This window comes from Candidatus Delongbacteria bacterium (assembly GCA_041675285.1).
Lineage (GTDB): Bacteria > CAIWAD01 > CAIWAD01 > CAIWAD01 > CAIWAD01 > CAIWAD01.
Window position 1 is genome coordinate 59,710 of record JBAYTZ010000013.1, and the last position, 14,962, is coordinate 74,671.

The window sequence follows — 14,962 nt, forward strand, 5'->3', positions numbered from 1 at the left end:
AGGGACTCGTGGCGTCCCTCTTCCTGCCAAATCATGTCTCCGTGTCTCTGTGACTCTGTGTTGAAAACTAGAGTGGGCGAGTTATTGCCGGATGCTGATCACCCGGAGAAAAGCCGGCGCCGTATCGGCGACCAAGGTCACCCCCGGTTCCGTCACCTCCAGCAGCGGCGTCCAGGGGCCACCCACCGCAGCAGCCCCCTCAACGCGCCACGAGGTGGTGTTGAGCGTGGCCGTCCAATCCAACTGCAGGCGGTTCGTTCCCGGCAGATAGCTCAGCGTGGCACTGGCGGGCAGGGGCACGGCCTCCGGATCCAGCGCGTCCAGGGTCAGCAGGCCCGTGTTGCCGGGATCCAGCCAGTCGCGCAGCCGCGTGGCCGCCGTCGAGCCGCGGTTCCAGCTCATGGAAAACTTGCCGTACCAGTCCGAGGTCTGGCTGGAGCAGCTGGCGTAGCCGCCGTGCAGCTGGCCCACCACGCGGTGGTTCTGGTCGAAGATCGGCGAACCCGAGCTGCCGCCCTCGGTGGTGCCGTCGTCCCAGTCGGCCACCTTCCAGTGCGATCCCGTCACGCCCGAGTTGCCCAGGTAGCGGTCCGAGATCAGCGCCTGGTTCTCGAAGCTGATCTTCTTGATGTCGCCGGAGGGGTGATGGATGCAGACGCCCTGGGTGGCCGCCTCGTCCACGGCGCTCCAGCCCGCCCAGACCGGCTGGTAGCTGGCGGGAATGGCGTTGTTCAGCTCCAGCAGCGCGAAGTCGGAGTCCGCCAGGGTGGCGCGCCGCACGCAGCCCTGCACCGAGTGGTTGGTGGGGCCGTTCTGGTTGCTGCAGCCGACGCTCTGGTAGTTGAACATGAAGATCCAGCTGGTCTCGCCGCCCAGGCAGTGGTTGGCCGTCAGCAAATAGCGGCGCATGTCCTGGGCCGTGTTGTTCACCAGCGCGCCCGTGCAGATCCGGAAGCCGCCCCCGGTGAGGATCATCACCACGCTGCGGATCTCCGTCCGCCAGGGGTCGCCCTCCGGGCAGGCCACGTTGTTGTTGCAGGCGCCGGAATCGCCGTAGTCGCGCTCGGCGGCCAGCCCGAACACGTTGCGGTAGGCGTGCACCACGCGGCTGATGCCCACCCGGCCGGGGAAAGCCGCGTCCGCGGGCTCGGCGTACTCCAGGGTGAGGGCATCGCCCGCCAAGGGCTGGGTGGCAAATTGTCCGTCGGGGTTGTGGTTGAAGTCCGTGAACGCGCCCAGCACCTGGCTGCGGTCGTCGCCGTAGAGGAAGAGCCGCGCGCCCGGCGGCAGGTCGAACTCGTCGTAGAGCAGGTTGAGGGAGTGGGCGCCCGGGCTGCTCAGGCGCAGGCGCCAGAGGCGCGTGCCGTCGGCCAGCGTGTCACAAACACCCAGGCCAAGCAGATCCAGGCGCAGATCCTGGGGGGCGCCGAAGCGGAAGGGCTGGTCCTTGTCGGCCCCGGCGTCCTCGGCCAGCAGCGCCGCGTGATCCACGGCGGGCAGCGCCACGGTGGGCGGCGTGCCGCGCAGGTCGAGATCGAAGGACGGCGGGGTGCCGCCGGCGCTCAGCTGGGCCCGGCAGGTCAGCGGCAGGGCCAGCAGGAACAGGGCCGTCAGGGCGTGCTTGGACATGGAATTCTCCAAATGATGCGGGTCGCGGGCCCGGCTGGAGGCCCTATCCCAGCTTACCAAATCCAGTCTTGCAGAAGAGGCGCGCCCGGCCGGCGGGTTCCGAGCTTCAGGGCCGGGGCGGCGCCGCAGCCGCCGCCCAGCCCACCGCCTCCGGCTGCAGGGGCAGGGCCCGGTTGTCCCGGATGGCGTCCTTGAGCGCCTGGTGCCGGGCCGGGTCGTACCACCACAGGCGGATCAAGTCGCGATAGTCGTAGGTGCGGGAGAGCACGCGCTCCGGCATGCCGAACTTGTTCCAGTAGAGCAGGCGCTCGTAGGGCCCGTACCAGGCATGGGCCACGTAGTAGCCGTCCATCAGCCGCTTGTCGATGGCCTGGATCTGTCTCACGCGCTCGGCCTGGTCATAGGTGACGTCGTAGGCCGCGCAGAGGGAGTCGATCACCGGATCCGCCACGCCCGGGTGGTTGCCCGTGTCGGGGCCGTAGGCGAACTCGCTGTGCCAGCTGGAGCGCGGATCCGGGAACAGGCTGCCCGTCCAGGCGCCGTAGTAGAGCTGGAACTTGCGGTCGTTGAGCATCTTCACCCGGGTGGAGAAGGTGGTGGGCTTGAGGCTGAGCTGGATCCCGCCCCGGGCCAGCTGTTCCTGGATCACGGTCAGCAGCCGCTCGCTGGCCGGATTCTCCGGCGTCATCACTTCGAATTCCAGCCGCTCCCCCTCGCCGTTCATGCGCACGCCGTCGCTGTCCAGCCGGTCGTAGCCCGCCTCCTCCAGCAGCCGGATGGCGGTCCGGGGATCGTGGCGGATCTTGGGATTGCCGGGATTCTCGTAGATCCCGCCCGGGTAGTAGCTGTCGTTGTGCAGGTACTGGTTGTAGAACAGCTTGTCGATCAGGGTCTGGCGGTCCATCAGCAGGGCGAAGGCGCGCCGCAGCCGCAGGTCGTTGAAGGGCGCCTCGCGCGTGTTGAAGACGAAGCCCTGCAGGCCATTGGGCTGGTCGTTGTGCACCTTCTGCTTCACCAGCCAGCCTTGCCGCAATTGTGTCACACGCTCGGGCGTCAGCTCGCGCACCCAGTACTTGGCCTCCGTCACCAGCAGCAGGTCCAGCTCGCCCTTCTTGGTGCGCTCGCGGGCCAGGTTGTCCTCGCCGATGGCCACGAACTTGATCTGGTGGAAATTCCACTCGCCCCGGCGGCGCGGATTGGCGCGGTCCCAGTAGTCGGCCACCCGGGTCAGCGTCAGGCTGTTGCCCTGGCTGACGTCCCGCTCGCGGATCAGGTAGCGTCCGGAGCCCGGCAGCGGACGATTCTGCCAGCGATCCATGTACTCCTTGCCCGTCAGCCCGCCGATGATGTGCGCGGGATAGATCCGCAGCTCGGTGGCGAACTCGGACATCATGCGCCAGCTGCGTTTGGCCGTGCGCGTGCGCAGCAGATAGGGGCTGAGGACCTCCGGCTCGCTGAACTCGCGGTAGATGATGGCGTCGCTAAGCCGCAGCAGGCCCTCGTCCACCTTGAGCTTCCACGACGCCGCCACGTCCCGCGCCGTGAGGCGCTGCCCGGTCTGCCAGCGCGCCGCGGGGTTGATCCGGAACCACAGCTCCTGGCCGCCGTCCTCCGTGAAGACCACTCGCCAGTGCGTGGCCAGCGCCGGCTGGTACTCCAGGTCCGTGCTGTTCACGCGCAGCAGGGTCTCGTAACACGCCTCGATCATCATCTGTTGGAAGGCCGTGTGGGCGTCCTTGCCCTCGCTGCGCAGGGTGGCGGGGTACTCGGAGATGCTGATGCGGATGCGCCCGCCCGCCAGGGCCGTGGAGTCCGTGTCCAGCGGGTAGTCCGTGCGGGTCTGCCACCCCAGGCTGTCCGCCAGCGCCTCGAAGCCCGCCCCGCCCAGCCAGGCCGGCACCTCGGGCAACGCGCCCGCCGGCGTCTCGACGGTCTCGTAACCCGCCTCGCTCCAGACCTGGCGGGCGTCCACGCCCTCCAGCAGCGGCAGGATCGCCCCGGTGTCGAAGCGTTCGCCCGGGGCGCCGCAGCCCGCCAGCAGCAGGCCCAGCCCCAGCTGGGTCAGCCCCAGGAGCGGCAGCCGGAGGCTCCGGCGCGCGGCCCCGGGAATCAGGGACTGGTGCAGTCTGGTGGTCGGCATGTCGTGCCCCCGGTTGTCTGAAATCGGTGGTGCTTCGTCCACGCGGCCGGCCGGGTCATTCCCAGCCGAAGCGCAGGTAGACGAAGGCGGGTTCGCCGGGCTGGCTGCCGACGGCCAGCTTGAGCGGTCCCAGATAGGTGCGGGTGGCCAGTTCGAGGCCCAGGCCCAGGTCGCTGCGGTCCTCCTGCTCCAGCAGACCGCCGCGCGTGTGACTCAGCGCCGCCACGGGCAGCAGGCTGAGGTTCCTCCCCAGCCAGAGCCGCAGCCCCAGCCAGCCCGCCGCCACTTCCGGCACCCAGAGTTCGCGGAACTCGAAGCCGGGCATTTCCGGCCAGCCGCCGAAGGGGAAGAAGTAGGGCGTCGACAGCTCGCCGCGGAAGCCGCGCCCCGCCAGTCCGCCCAGTTCTACGGTGAGCAGGCCCGGCCAGCGCGGCAGGCTGCCGCCGTCCCGGGCCGCCGTGGAGCGCGCGCCGCCCGCCTCACGGAACCAGCCGTCGAAGGAGTGCCAGACCCGGGTGTGCAGCCAGCCGCGGGTGAAGGTCCGGCTGGTGCGCCCGATGGGATCCAGCAGGCGCGCCTCGGCGCCCAGTTCGAACCCGTGGGTGGGAAAGTCCAGCGCATTGCGCGTGTCCACGTCCAGCCGAAGGGCCGCCGCGTGGGCCCGTTCGCGGATCAGCGTCCACGTGCTGTCCGCCACCTGCGGCCGGGCCTTGGTCCACTCCGTGGCGGCCAGGACCTCCAGCCGCGCGCCGCGGCGCAACACCAGGCCCGCGCCCAGCCCCAGGTCGGCGCGGTTCAGCCCGTAGACCGCCAGGCTGCGGCGCCCGCTGCCGCCCACTTCCACGTCCTCGCTGCTGAAGTGGCTGAAGGGGTGGACGTAGAAACCGGAACTGTGGAAACTGCTGCGCCAGGCTTCCAGGGCCAGTCGCAGATCCGTGCCGAAGCGGCCGTCCCAGCGGATGCGCGAACCGGGCCCCAGCACGCGGTCCCAGTCCAGGGTGACGCCCAGCCGCACCTGATCGTGCTCCGTGTAGCTGGGGGTCACGTCCAGCCAGGCCTGGCCGGGACCGTCCACTTCCAGCAGCAGGCCGGCGGCGGGGTGGCGGCCGGGCTGGCAGGGTTCGTCGGGGTCGACCAGGATGATCTGGTAGCCGGCTTTCTGGGCCAGCCCGGACGAGATAAAGGTGCGCACGCGCCGTGAGACGTCGCGCGGGCTGAACAGGTCGCCGCGCTTCAGCCCCAGCAGACGTTCCGCGCGCTCCAGGCTGATGGTGGAGCGGCCCTCCACGGAGAGCGAGGCCAGCCAGAGCGTGTCGGGCAGGCCCGGTCGCGCGGGGGGCGGACGGCGCCCCAGCGGCACGCCGCGCTCGGCCAGGAGGGCCAGCAGCCGGGGCTCGGCCTCCCGCATGGCCTCGTAGCCGCGCAGGATCAGCGAATCCACGGCCTCGAAATCCATCAACCCGTAGCGTGAGACCGCCGGCCGCACCAGCAGGTCGGCCAGCCGGCCGGCCTGGGTCTCCTGGGCCAGGGAGAGGATCTGCCGGGACTGCTCGGCCACAGCCACCAGATTGCCCAGCTCGTCCAGCGGCCGCAGGTGGACGGGCAGGTCCACGGCGATGATCAGGTCCGCGCCCAGCCGCAGGGCCAGATCCGTGGGCAGGTTCTGCACCAGGCCGCCGTCCACCAGCACGCGGCCGTCGATCTCCACCGGCTGGAAGAGCGAGGGCATGCTCATGCTGGCCCGCAGCGCCCGGCTGAGGGAACCGTGGTCCAGGTAGACGGCCTGGCCACGCTCCAGGTCGGTGGCGGCGCAGGCGAAGGCGCGCGGCAGGGCGAGGAAGTCCTGTTCGCCGTGGGCGCCCTGGGTGAGGTCGCTGAGCAGCAGCTCCACCTTGTTGCCGTGGAAGATCTGCCCGGGCGGCCGGATCTGGCCGCGCTCCAACTCCAGCCGCAGGCCGTCGGGCCGGTCCAGGAAGCGCGCGTTGCCGATCAGCCGGTGATGGGCGGGCTGATCCACGAAACTTCCCAGCCAGTCGATGTGCCGGGCCAGGCTGTCCAGCTCGCGCCCGCTCCAGCCCATGCTCCAGAGGCCGCCCACCAGCGCGCCCATGCTGGTGCCGCAGACCAGATCCACGGGCAGGCCCAGCTCCTCCAGCCGACGGATCACACCGATGTGGGTCAGGCCGCGCGCGCCGCCGCCCGCCAGCACCAGGGCCACGCGCGGCGCCTCCGCCGAGTCCGGCGGCGCCGGGAGCGCAGCCGGCGCCAGCCGCAGCGTGCAGACAACCAGCAGCAGCGCAAGCGCTATGTTAGGCCCCCTGTTCATGTGAAAAGGTACGAACCATGCGACTTCCCGCCCTGCTTGTCCTTGCCGCCGCGGCCCAGGCCACCGTGCTGCTGCCCGCCACGGCCCTGCGCTTCCAACCCGCCGCCCTGGAGCTGGGCGTGCGCACCCTGGCCTCGCTGGACACGGCGGTCTGGGTGGTCAACCAGTCCGCGCAGCCCGTCCAGGTGTCCGAGCTGCTGACCCTCAGCGGGCGCCTGCAGGTGGGCGACCTGGCCGAGCTGCCGGCGGGAGACTCCCTGCGCCTGCCCCTGCGGCTGGACCTGCGCGACGACCTGGACCTGCGCGAGGTCCTGCAACTGCGCTCGCCCCAGCTCGCCGGACTGCCCGGCCTGAGCATCACGGCCCAACCCCGCCACCCGGATCCCGACTGGGCGGGCGCCGCCAACCTCTGGGGCACGGCGCTCAAGTCCTTCCTGGGCAGCCGCGTGACGGGCCACACGGTCTATAGCTACACCAGCGCCCGGGAGCACATGTTCGGCGAGTATGACAACGTGAACGGCCAGGTGCAGTGCGTCTACACGGCCAGCTGGGTGACCACGGACGGCATTCCCGACGGCAGCGTGATGAACTGCGAACACACCTGGCCCCAGAGTCTGGGCGCCGAGGGTGACGCGCGCAGCGACATGCACCACCTCTTCCCCACTCTGAGCTCGCCCAACAGCGTGCGCGGCAACCTGCCCTTCGGTGACGTGGTGACACAGAACTGGGCCCAGGGCGGCAGCCTGCGCGGCACGGACGCCGGCGGCGTGACGGTCTTCGAACCCCGCGACCCGCACAAGGGCGATTGCGCCCGCGCCTGCTTCTACTTCGCGCTGCGCTACGGCAACCTCTCCAGTTTCCTGACCTACCAGGAGCCCGTGCTGCGCCAGTGGGCCTTCGCGGACACGGTGAGCCAGAAGGAGCTGGACCGCAACGCGGCCATCGACGCGCTGCAGCACAACCGCAACCCCTTCATCGACCACAACGGCTGGCTGGGGCGCATCGCCTCGCTGGCCGGCAGCGCCGACCCCGCGCCCACCCGCCTGCTCTCCCTGGCCGTGGACAGCCTGGCACTGGGCGAGGTGGCCGCGGGCGACAGCGTGCGCTTCCAGCTGCCGCTGCTCAACACGGGCAACGCCACGCTGCTGGTGGGTTACGTGCAATCCTCGCAGCCGGCGGACCTCCACGTGCTGTCCGCGCCCACCTCCCTGGCGGCCGGCCAGCTGGGCTGGGCCGAATTCTCCTACCACCCCGGCACGGCCGTGGCCCCGGTGGAGATCACGGTGAGCACCAACGCGCAGAACGGCGCCCTGCGCCAAGTGGCCGTGACGGGCGGCCGCTTCGACACGGCGCTGGAGCCCGCCGCCCCGCGTCCCGCCGCCTGGCGCCTGGTGGGCGCGGCGCCGAATCCCTTCAACCCCGCCACCCGCCTCACGCTGGAGCTGGACCAGCCGGCGGAACTGGCGCTGAGCGTCTACGACAGCCGCGGCGCCCGCGTCCTGGAGTGGCATCGACAGCTGCCGGCGGGCCACACCAGCCTGCCGCTGGACTTGTCCGGCCAGCCCAGCGGCCGCTACTGGCTGCGGCTGGAAGTGGGGGGGCACGCGGAGACGCTGCCGCTTACCCTGCTTAAGTAACCCGTTCCGGGTCGCGCGACCGACCCGGCAAAGGAGGCAGGATGCGTTTCGGCGATTTCGTTTGGATCGGACTGGCGCTTGGGTCGACCCTGAGCGCCGGGGCGGCGGCGCCCGCCCCCGTGCCGCAGGCGGACGTGCTGGTGGTCTTCGAGTCCGCCAGGACCCTGCTGGACAGCCTGGAGAGCGACATCCTGCTCCAGCGTCTCTCGCCCGTGGGACAACCCCTGTGGAATGCGCCCCGTCCGTTGGCGCGCACCCAGGGCGTGCGCTGCACGGCGCCCGCCCTCTGTGGCGACGGCCAAGGAGGCGCCTTTGCGATCTGGTCCGAGGCGCCGATGGGCGAGTCCATCGCGGTGGTGACGACCGGCGAGGCGCAGGTCGCCCGCAGAAGCACGCGCTTGCAGCACCTCGACGGCGAGGGTCGGCCGGAGTGGCCGGCTCCAAAGGTGCTCGGCGACTCCACCGCCTTTCTGGACCGGCCAGCCCTGCAGGAGGACGGGGTCGGCGGCGTCTGGGCGGCCTGGCAGCGCGAGAGTCCCGACTTCGGGGCCACGCTGCGCGTTCAGCACCTCAATGGGGCGGGGCAGCCCCTCTGCGCGCCGCTGTTGGTGGACCCGAGTTCGTCCGGCGAGTCCGAGGTCTGCCTGTTGTCCGACGGTTCGGAGGGACTGATCGCCCTGTTCGGCTACCAATCGGGCATGGCCGGCGCGCAGCGGTTCTCTCCCGCGGGCCAGCCGCTCTGGCACGACGCGGAGTCCGCCATTCTCTATCCATTTGGCTATTCCTCCAGCTTGAGCGAGCTGGCCGCCGTGCCGGACGGCCGGGGCGGCTGCTTCGCCGTCGGCCGGGAAAGCGTCGACGGGGGTCCCTTTGAGGGAAGCTCCCATCTCGTCGCCCAACACCTCACAGTCGACGGCACGCTGCGCTGGGGGGAAGACGGCGCGCCCCTGAAGATCTCCAGCAGTGCGGAGGCTTGCGCCACTCCGGCCGGCGTGGCGGACTACAGCGGCGGCGTCCTGCTGGCCTGGGCCACCGGGCTGGGTTCCAGCGAGGACGGAGAATCCTGGATCGAGGTCCTGCGCCTGGACTCCGCGGGAACGCCGCTCTGGCCCACCGGGATCGTGGAAGCTTTTCACACCGACTGGCAGATCGCGCGGCCGCGCCTGCTGCCCGACGGGGCCGGCGGCGCCTATCTGGTGGCCGAGGCGGACAGCTCCTGGGAGGGCGAAAGCCGCCTGCACCTGCAGCACATCCTGCCCGACGGCACGCCGGCCTGGAACGGTCTGGGCGGACGGGTCCTGCCCACCCGCTCCGGTTGGCGGGACAAGGATCCCCGGTTCATCGCACAAGGGACGGGCCTGCTGCTGGTCCATTCGACAGGCGCCGGCGTGTTCGCCGAGTCCGATCTGCAGGCGGTGGGAGTGGATTTCCAAGGCAACCCGGTGGGCGGCGCCTGCGCGGTGACGGACACGCCGGAGTGGGAAGGAAGATTCAGCGTGCTGAGACTGCCGCCCCGCTGAGACGAGAGCGCCGGGCCCGTGGGCTCCCCGAGGGCTCCCCGTGGCCCGTGTTCCAGCCCCACGTCTGAAAGACCCGGGCCGATGTGGGCGATGCAGATCGTGAAACGGCCAGCTCCGACGGACGCTTAGTGCCGGTCGCCCCAGAAGCGGCGCAGGAAGCCTGCGCGGCCCGAACCTTCCTTATAGCCCTGGTAGCGTTCGGGCTCCTTGCGGTAGTAGTCCTGGTGGTGGTCCTCGGCGGGGTAGAAGGGCGCCGCGTCGCGGATCTCCGTGACGATGGGGCGCTCGAAAGTGCCCGCGGCCGCCAGGGCTTCCTTGCTGGCCTGGGCCTCCCGCCGCTGCTCGGGCGTGTGACAAAAGATCGCCGTGCGATACTGGCTGCCCTTGTCGGCGAACTGGCCCCAGGCGTCGGTGGGATCGATGTTCTGCCAGAAGACCTCCAGCAGCTGCCCGTAGCTTACTTTGCTGGAGTCGAAGCGCACCTGCACGACTTCCAGGTGGCCGGTCCCGCCGGCGCAGACCTCGTCGTAGCTCGGATTCTCCACCTGCCCGCCGCTGTAGCCGCTCTCCACCGCCAGCACGCCCTCCAGCCGCTCGAAAGGCGGTTCCATGCACCAGAAGCAGCCGCCGGCGAAAGTGGCCAGGGTGGGGTTGGGGGTCTCAGACATGGTGGGGTCTCCGGGTTTGGCGCAGCCCAGCAGCAGGGCCGGGACAAGTAGCAAGAGGGCTCGACGCACGATCATTTCCCCCGCCTGAACTCCTGCGTGCCGGCGTTGTCAGGCATGGTCCAGGCCAGCAGGCTGTCATCAATGGCGATCAGGGTCTCCAACGCCGCCATCTGGTTGGGCACGGCCGCCAGCTGGACCTTGACCCGGTACTTGTTGATCACCTTCCAGCGGCCGCTGAGGGCCAGGCCTTCCAGCTGGACGAGCAGGCTGTTGTCCGCGCGGAACTCCAGCCGGCTGATCTTGCTGTGAGGGTTGCGATTCACCCAGACGCCAAGCACCTGGTCCCGGGAGCCCAGGGAACAGGAGAGCAGCACCAGCAGCCCCGCCAGGGCCGGCCACATCCGCCATCTCCTAGGTGTCACACGTCCCGTCTGCTGCGCGTCCATGCTCATCCTTCCGCTTGGGTGGAGCGTTGCGCTTCCACGATGGCAATTCCCCTGATGGGAGACAATGAAGGGTCGAGCGGCGCAGAGCAAGCAAAATCCCCCGGCCACAGACGCGACCGGGGGATTGGGTGGTTCAGCATAGCCGATCGCCGGCTGCGGATCCTACTTAAGGAAGAGCACCTTGCGCACCTGCACGCCCTGCCGGCACTCCAGCGTGACGAAGTAGGTGCCGCTGGCCACCTGCCCAGGCTGCCAGGTCAGGTTGTGCCGGCCCGCGGAGAGCTCGCCGTCCAGCAGCACGGCCACCTGCCGGCCCTGGAGATCCCGCACCACCACGCGCGCGTGGTCGGGCTCCGGCAGATCCAGCAGCAGGTGGGTCGCCGGGTTGAAGGGATTGGGCGCCGCCTCGTGCAGCAGGAAGGCCAGGGGCCGCGCGTCGTTCTCCACGGCCAGGAAATTCAAGTCCCACAGGCACTCCGCACCCCCGGAATTCCAGGTGCTGGTGCCGTCGCTGACTTCCAGATAGAGGGTGACGTTCTCCGTGAACCAGTCCTCCAGGTCCACGCCGGACTCCGCGGCCTCCCAGATGCCCGAGCCCACCGCTCCGCTCCAGACGCTGACCGAGGAACCGTTGTCCACCAGCACGGAGACCGTCAGCGTCCCGCCGCCCATGCTGGAGAGCGCCAGGCCGATCTCGCCGTTCTCCCAGTCCTGCACGAAGCCGAGTTCCGAGCCGGGCAGGTGGCCCAGCACGTCCACCGTGCCGCAGGCGGATTGTTCGCCCGTGAAGAGCTGCAGGGAGGCCGCCACCGCCGTCAGGCCCAGGTCGGGACAGCTGCTGTCCGTGTCCAGCACGCAGGGGTAGCTGCCCGGTGCCTCGCTGTGGAAGGTGACCGTGACGGTCTGGCTCTGCCCGGCGCCCAGGGAATAAGTGCCATTAACCACGCTGTAGGCCGGACAGGTCTCGGCCATCGCGCCGGCCAGCACGCCGCCGCCCACATTGCTGATCGTGAAACTGCGCTCCACCGTGGAGCCCGGCAGCAACGTGCCGAAGTCCAGGCCCGTCACGCTGAGCTGGCAGATGGGCGGATTGTCCACCAGGGCCGTCAGCGGCAGGGCCGCGCAGTCGCTGCCCGTGTCCAGCTGGCAGGGGAAACTGCCTTCGTCGGCGCTCTGGAAGGTCACGGTGACCACGTGGGACTGGCCCGTGGCCAGGGAGTAGCTACCGTTGGCCACGCTGTAGGCCGCGCAGTCCTCCGTCACCACCCCCTCCAGCAAGCCGCCGCCCGTGTTGGTGATGCTGAAGGTGCGCGACACCGGCGTGTCGGGCGCCGCGGTGCCGAAGTCCAGGCTGGCCACGCTCAGCTGGCAGGCCGGCGAGAGCTCCACCGTGCCCTGCAGATCGATGTCCGCGCAGCTGCCGCCCGTGTCCAGCGTGCACGTGTAGTCACCGGCGCTCGTGCTCTGGAAGGTGACCGTCACGGTCTGGCTCTGTCCCGCCGCCAGGCTGTAGGCTCCGTTGCTGACCGCGAAGGCCGGGCAGGATTCCAGCACGGCGCCCGCCAGGGTGCCGCCCCCCGTGTTGGTGATGCTGAAGGTGCGCGTCGCCACGGCGTTGGGCAGCACGGTGCCGAAGTCCAACGCCGCCACGCTCACCTCGCAGGCGGGCAGCGGATCCACCACGGCCGTCAGCGTCACGTCGGCACAGTCGCCGCCCGTGTCCAGCACGCAGGTGTACTCGTCCGTCGCGGCGGCCTGGAAGCGCAGCACGAAATCCTGGCTCTGGCCGGCGCCCAGGCTGTAGCTGCTGCCGCCCAGCACTTCGAAGGCCGGGCAGGATTCGGAGAGCGCGCCGCTGAGCGTGTGGCCGCCGCTGTTGGTAAGGGTCAGGGTCAGTTCCGCCGGGCTGTCGGGCTGCACGGTGCCGAAGTCCAGCGCGGAGGCGCTCACCTGGCACTGGGGCGCGGGCTGCACTTCAGCCAGCACCTGCACGGGACCGCAGGACGAGGAGGCGTCGATCTCGCACGTGAACAGACCCGGCGTGTCGGAGAAGAAGTCGAAGCTGATGAGCTGGCTCTGGCCGGCGCCCAGTGAGTAGGCCACGGGACCGGTGAAGGCGAAGCCCGGGCAATCCATCCCCACCGTGCCGCTGAGGGTGCCGCCGCCGACGTTGGTGATGCTGAAGTCGCCCGTGGCGATCTCACCGGGCAGCAGCAGGCCCAGTTCGATGGTGCCGGCGCTCAGCTGGCAGGCCGGGGCCAACTCCACCTCGGCCGCGAGGGTGACGCCGGCGCAGTCGCCGCCCGTGACCAGCGCGCAGGGGAAACTGCCCGCCGCGGCGCCCTGGAAGGTCACCGTCACGGTCTGGCTCTGGCCGGCGCCCAGGCTGTAGACGCCGTTGGTCACTGCGTAATTGTCACACGCCTCCGTCACTTCGCCGCTCAGGGTGTGGCCGCCGGCGTTGCTGACGGTGAAGGTGCGCTCCACGGGGGTGCCGGGGGTCGTGGTGCCGAAGTCCAGCAGGGAGGCGCCCACCACGCACTGGGGGGCGGGCTCCACCACCGCCGTCACCTGGACCTGGCCGCAGCCGCCCGTGGTGTTGATCCGGCAGGTGTACTCGCCGGGCTCCGGCGAGAAGAAGTCGAAGCTGATGTCCTGGCTCTGGCCGGCGGTCAGGGCGAAGTCCACGGGGCCTGTGAAGGCAAAGCCCTCGCAGTCCAGGCTGGCCGTGCCGCTCAGCGTGCCGCCGCCCACGTTGGTGATGGTGAAGGCGCCGTTGGCAATCTCGTCGGGCAGCAGCAGGCCCAGGTCCACGGCGGCCGTGCTCAGCTGGCAGGCAGGGGCCAGCTCCACGACGCCCGTCAGGTTCAGGTCCGCGCAGGCGCCGCCCGTGTCCAGCGTGCAGGGGAAGTCGCCCGCCGTCGCGCTGACGAGAGTCACGCTGACCAACTGGCTCTGGCCGGCCGTCAGGCTGTAGACGCCGTTGCCCACGCTGTAGGCCTCGCAGCTCTCCGTCACGGTGCCGGCCAGCGTGCCGCCGCCGGTGTTGCTGATGGTGAAGGTGCGCTCCACGGGCGTGCCCGGCAGCGTCGTGCCGAAGTCCAGGCTGTCCACGTCCAGCGCGCAGACCGGCGGGTTCTGTTCCACGGCGCCCGTCAGGCTGATGTCCGCGCAGGCGCCGCCCGTGTCCAGCGTGCAGGGGAAACTGCCGTCGACGGCGCTCTGGAAGGTCACGGTGACCGTCTGGAGCTGGCCGGCCGTCAGGCTGTAGGCGCCGTTGGTCACGGAATACGTGTCACACGCCTCCGTCACGGTGCCCGTCAGGGTGCCGCCGCCGGTGTTGCTGATGGTGAAACTGCGTTCCACCGGAGTGTCCGGCAGCACGGTGCCGAAGTCCAGGCTGGCCGTGCTGACCTGGCAGGCCGGAGCCAGTTCCACCGCGCCCGTCAGGCTCAGGTCCGGGCAGCTGCCGCCGCCGTCCAGCGTGCAGGGGAAACTCCCTGCGGTGGCGCTCTGGAAGGTCACGGTCACGGTGTGGCTCTGGCCGGCGCCCAGGCTGTAGACGCCGTTGCTCACGCTGTAGGTGTCACAAACCTCCGTCACCTCGCCCGAGAGCGTGCCGCCGCCCGAGTTCATGACGCTGAAGGTCCGCACCACGGGCGTGCCCGGCAGCACCGTGCCGAAATCCAGGTCGGGCGCGCTGAACTCGCAGACCGCCGGCAGGTCGACGGTTCCGCTCAGGCTGATGTCCGCGCAACTCCCGCCGGTGTCCAGCGTGCAGGGGAAGTTCCCCATGCTAGCCGACTGCAGGGTCACGGTGACGGTCTGGCTCTGGCCGCCGGCGAGGGCGTAGACGCCGTTGCTGATGCTGTAAGCTTCGCAGGCTTCCGTCACTTCGCCCGAAAGCGTGCCGCCGCCGGTGTTGCTGATGGTGAAGCTGCGCTCCACGGGCGCGTCGGGCGCCGTCGTGCCGAAGTCCAGGCTGCCCACGCTGACCTGGCAGAGCGGCGGCGAGGCGCATTCCAGGGTGGCGAAGACCGGCATGGAGGTGGGCAGGTTGGTGGGGAAGGGCGTGCCCAGGTTGTAGGCGTATTGGTTGTTGACGCCCCGGCTGTAGGTCAGTTGCGGGGATCCCTCGGGACAGGTCAAGTAGACCTTGACGTCCCGGATGGCCACGAAGGCCCCCTCCTGGCCGATCAGGAACTCGAGGTTGTAGTCCGGATTCGTGTCGTAGGCCCAGACCAAGCTGACGTTGAGCGGGCTGCCACCCTCGAAGATGACGTTGGCTTCGATGCGGGACACGTCCGTGCCGTCCACCGTCAGCATGGCGTCGGCGCTGACATTGCCCACCACGTTGTGGGTGCCGGTTCCCAGCTTGGTGGACGGAAAGTTCAGCTGCAGGTTGGCGAAGGCCTGGGCCGCGGCCAACGAGAGCACGAACAGAGCGCACCTCACGACTCTCATGGAATCCCCCTTCAATTTGGCTGCGGATGCTGTAGGACAAGTGCCGGCCAAGGTAACTCCCGCGTGCTGGGAATCCCACGCAAACCTCAGCGCGGCGGGGATTCAGGCGGCACGGCAACGCTGGCCGCAGGG

At 70.1% G+C, this 14,962-nt stretch carries 8 protein-coding genes; 2 read left to right on the forward strand and 6 right to left on the reverse strand.

From position 1 onward, the window contains the following. Window positions 1–81 precede the first annotated feature (81 nt). The 3 genes from WC326_12550 to WC326_12560 all read right to left on the reverse strand — a co-directional run bounded on the left by WC326_12550 (window position 82) and on the right by WC326_12560 (window position 6,095). Entirely contained in the window at window positions 82–1,629 is a 1,548-nt protein-coding gene (locus WC326_12550) for a serine protease (protein MFA7331891.1), read from the reverse strand. Between the two features lie 106 nt (window positions 1,630–1,735). After that, on the reverse strand, window positions 1,736–3,769 hold the full coding sequence (locus WC326_12555; protein MFA7331892.1) for an ABC transporter substrate-binding protein: 2,034 nt from the start codon (window positions 3,767–3,769) through the stop codon (window positions 1,736–1,738). Between the two features lie 55 nt (window positions 3,770–3,824). Beyond that, complete coding sequence (locus WC326_12560; GenBank protein ID MFA7331893.1) at window positions 3,825–6,095, reverse strand: patatin-like phospholipase family protein; 2,271 nt, start codon at window positions 6,093–6,095, stop codon at window positions 3,825–3,827. A gap of 17 nt (window positions 6,096–6,112) precedes the next feature. On the opposite strand from WC326_12560, the gene WC326_12565 reads away from it, so the two are divergent. Next, window positions 6,113–7,732: an endonuclease gene (locus WC326_12565; protein MFA7331894.1), complete on the forward strand. Its 1,620-nt coding sequence runs from the start codon at window positions 6,113–6,115 to the stop codon at window positions 7,730–7,732. Window positions 7,733–7,773: 41 nt separating this feature from the next. Continuing rightward, window positions 7,774–9,252, forward strand: coding sequence for a hypothetical protein (locus WC326_12570; GenBank protein ID MFA7331895.1), 1,479 nt, complete (start codon window positions 7,774–7,776; stop codon window positions 9,250–9,252). A 125-nt stretch (window positions 9,253–9,377) separates the two neighbouring features. Here WC326_12570 and msrA read toward each other — a convergent pair whose 3' ends face one another. The 3 genes from msrA to WC326_12585 all read right to left on the reverse strand — a co-directional run bounded on the left by msrA (window position 9,378) and on the right by WC326_12585 (window position 14,830). After that, window positions 9,378–9,995 (reverse strand): peptide-methionine (S)-S-oxide reductase MsrA, encoded by a 618-nt coding sequence (msrA, locus tag WC326_12575; GenBank protein ID MFA7331896.1) that lies wholly within the window; start codon window positions 9,993–9,995, stop codon window positions 9,378–9,380. Next, window positions 9,992–10,321, reverse strand: coding sequence for a hypothetical protein (locus tag WC326_12580; protein ID MFA7331897.1), 330 nt, complete (start codon window positions 10,319–10,321; stop codon window positions 9,992–9,994). The genes msrA and WC326_12580 overlap by 4 nt, the downstream gene beginning before the upstream one ends. Before the next feature lie 207 nt (window positions 10,322–10,528). After that, the gene (locus tag WC326_12585; protein ID MFA7331898.1) at window positions 10,529–14,830 is read right to left on the reverse strand and encodes a choice-of-anchor D domain-containing protein; all 4,302 of its coding nucleotides are present in this window, start codon (window positions 14,828–14,830) and stop codon (window positions 10,529–10,531) included. Window positions 14,831–14,962: the final 132 nt, after the last annotated feature.

Bases quoted from the DNA above. Each gene is read 5' to 3' on its own strand.
- WC326_12560 (MFA7331893.1), bottom strand. From the start codon at position 6,095: ATGAACAGGGGGCCTAACATAGCGCTTGCGCTGCTGCTGGTTGTCTGC.
- WC326_12570 (MFA7331895.1), top strand. From the start codon at position 7,774: ATGCGTTTCGGCGATTTCGTTTGGATCGGACTGGCGCTTGGGTCGACC.
- WC326_12555 (MFA7331892.1), bottom strand. From the start codon at position 3,769: ATGCCGACCACCAGACTGCACCAGTCCCTGATTCCCGGGGCCGCGCGC.
- WC326_12585 (MFA7331898.1), bottom strand. From the start codon at position 14,830: ATGAGAGTCGTGAGGTGCGCTCTGTTCGTGCTCTCGTTGGCCGCGGCC.
- WC326_12580 (MFA7331897.1), bottom strand. From the start codon at position 10,321: ATGTGGCCGGCCCTGGCGGGGCTGCTGGTGCTGCTCTCCTGTTCCCTG.
- msrA (MFA7331896.1), bottom strand. From the start codon at position 9,995: ATGATCGTGCGTCGAGCCCTCTTGCTACTTGTCCCGGCCCTGCTGCTG.
- WC326_12565 (MFA7331894.1), top strand. From the start codon at position 6,113: ATGCGACTTCCCGCCCTGCTTGTCCTTGCCGCCGCGGCCCAGGCCACC.
- WC326_12550 (MFA7331891.1), bottom strand. From the start codon at position 1,629: ATGTCCAAGCACGCCCTGACGGCCCTGTTCCTGCTGGCCCTGCCGCTG.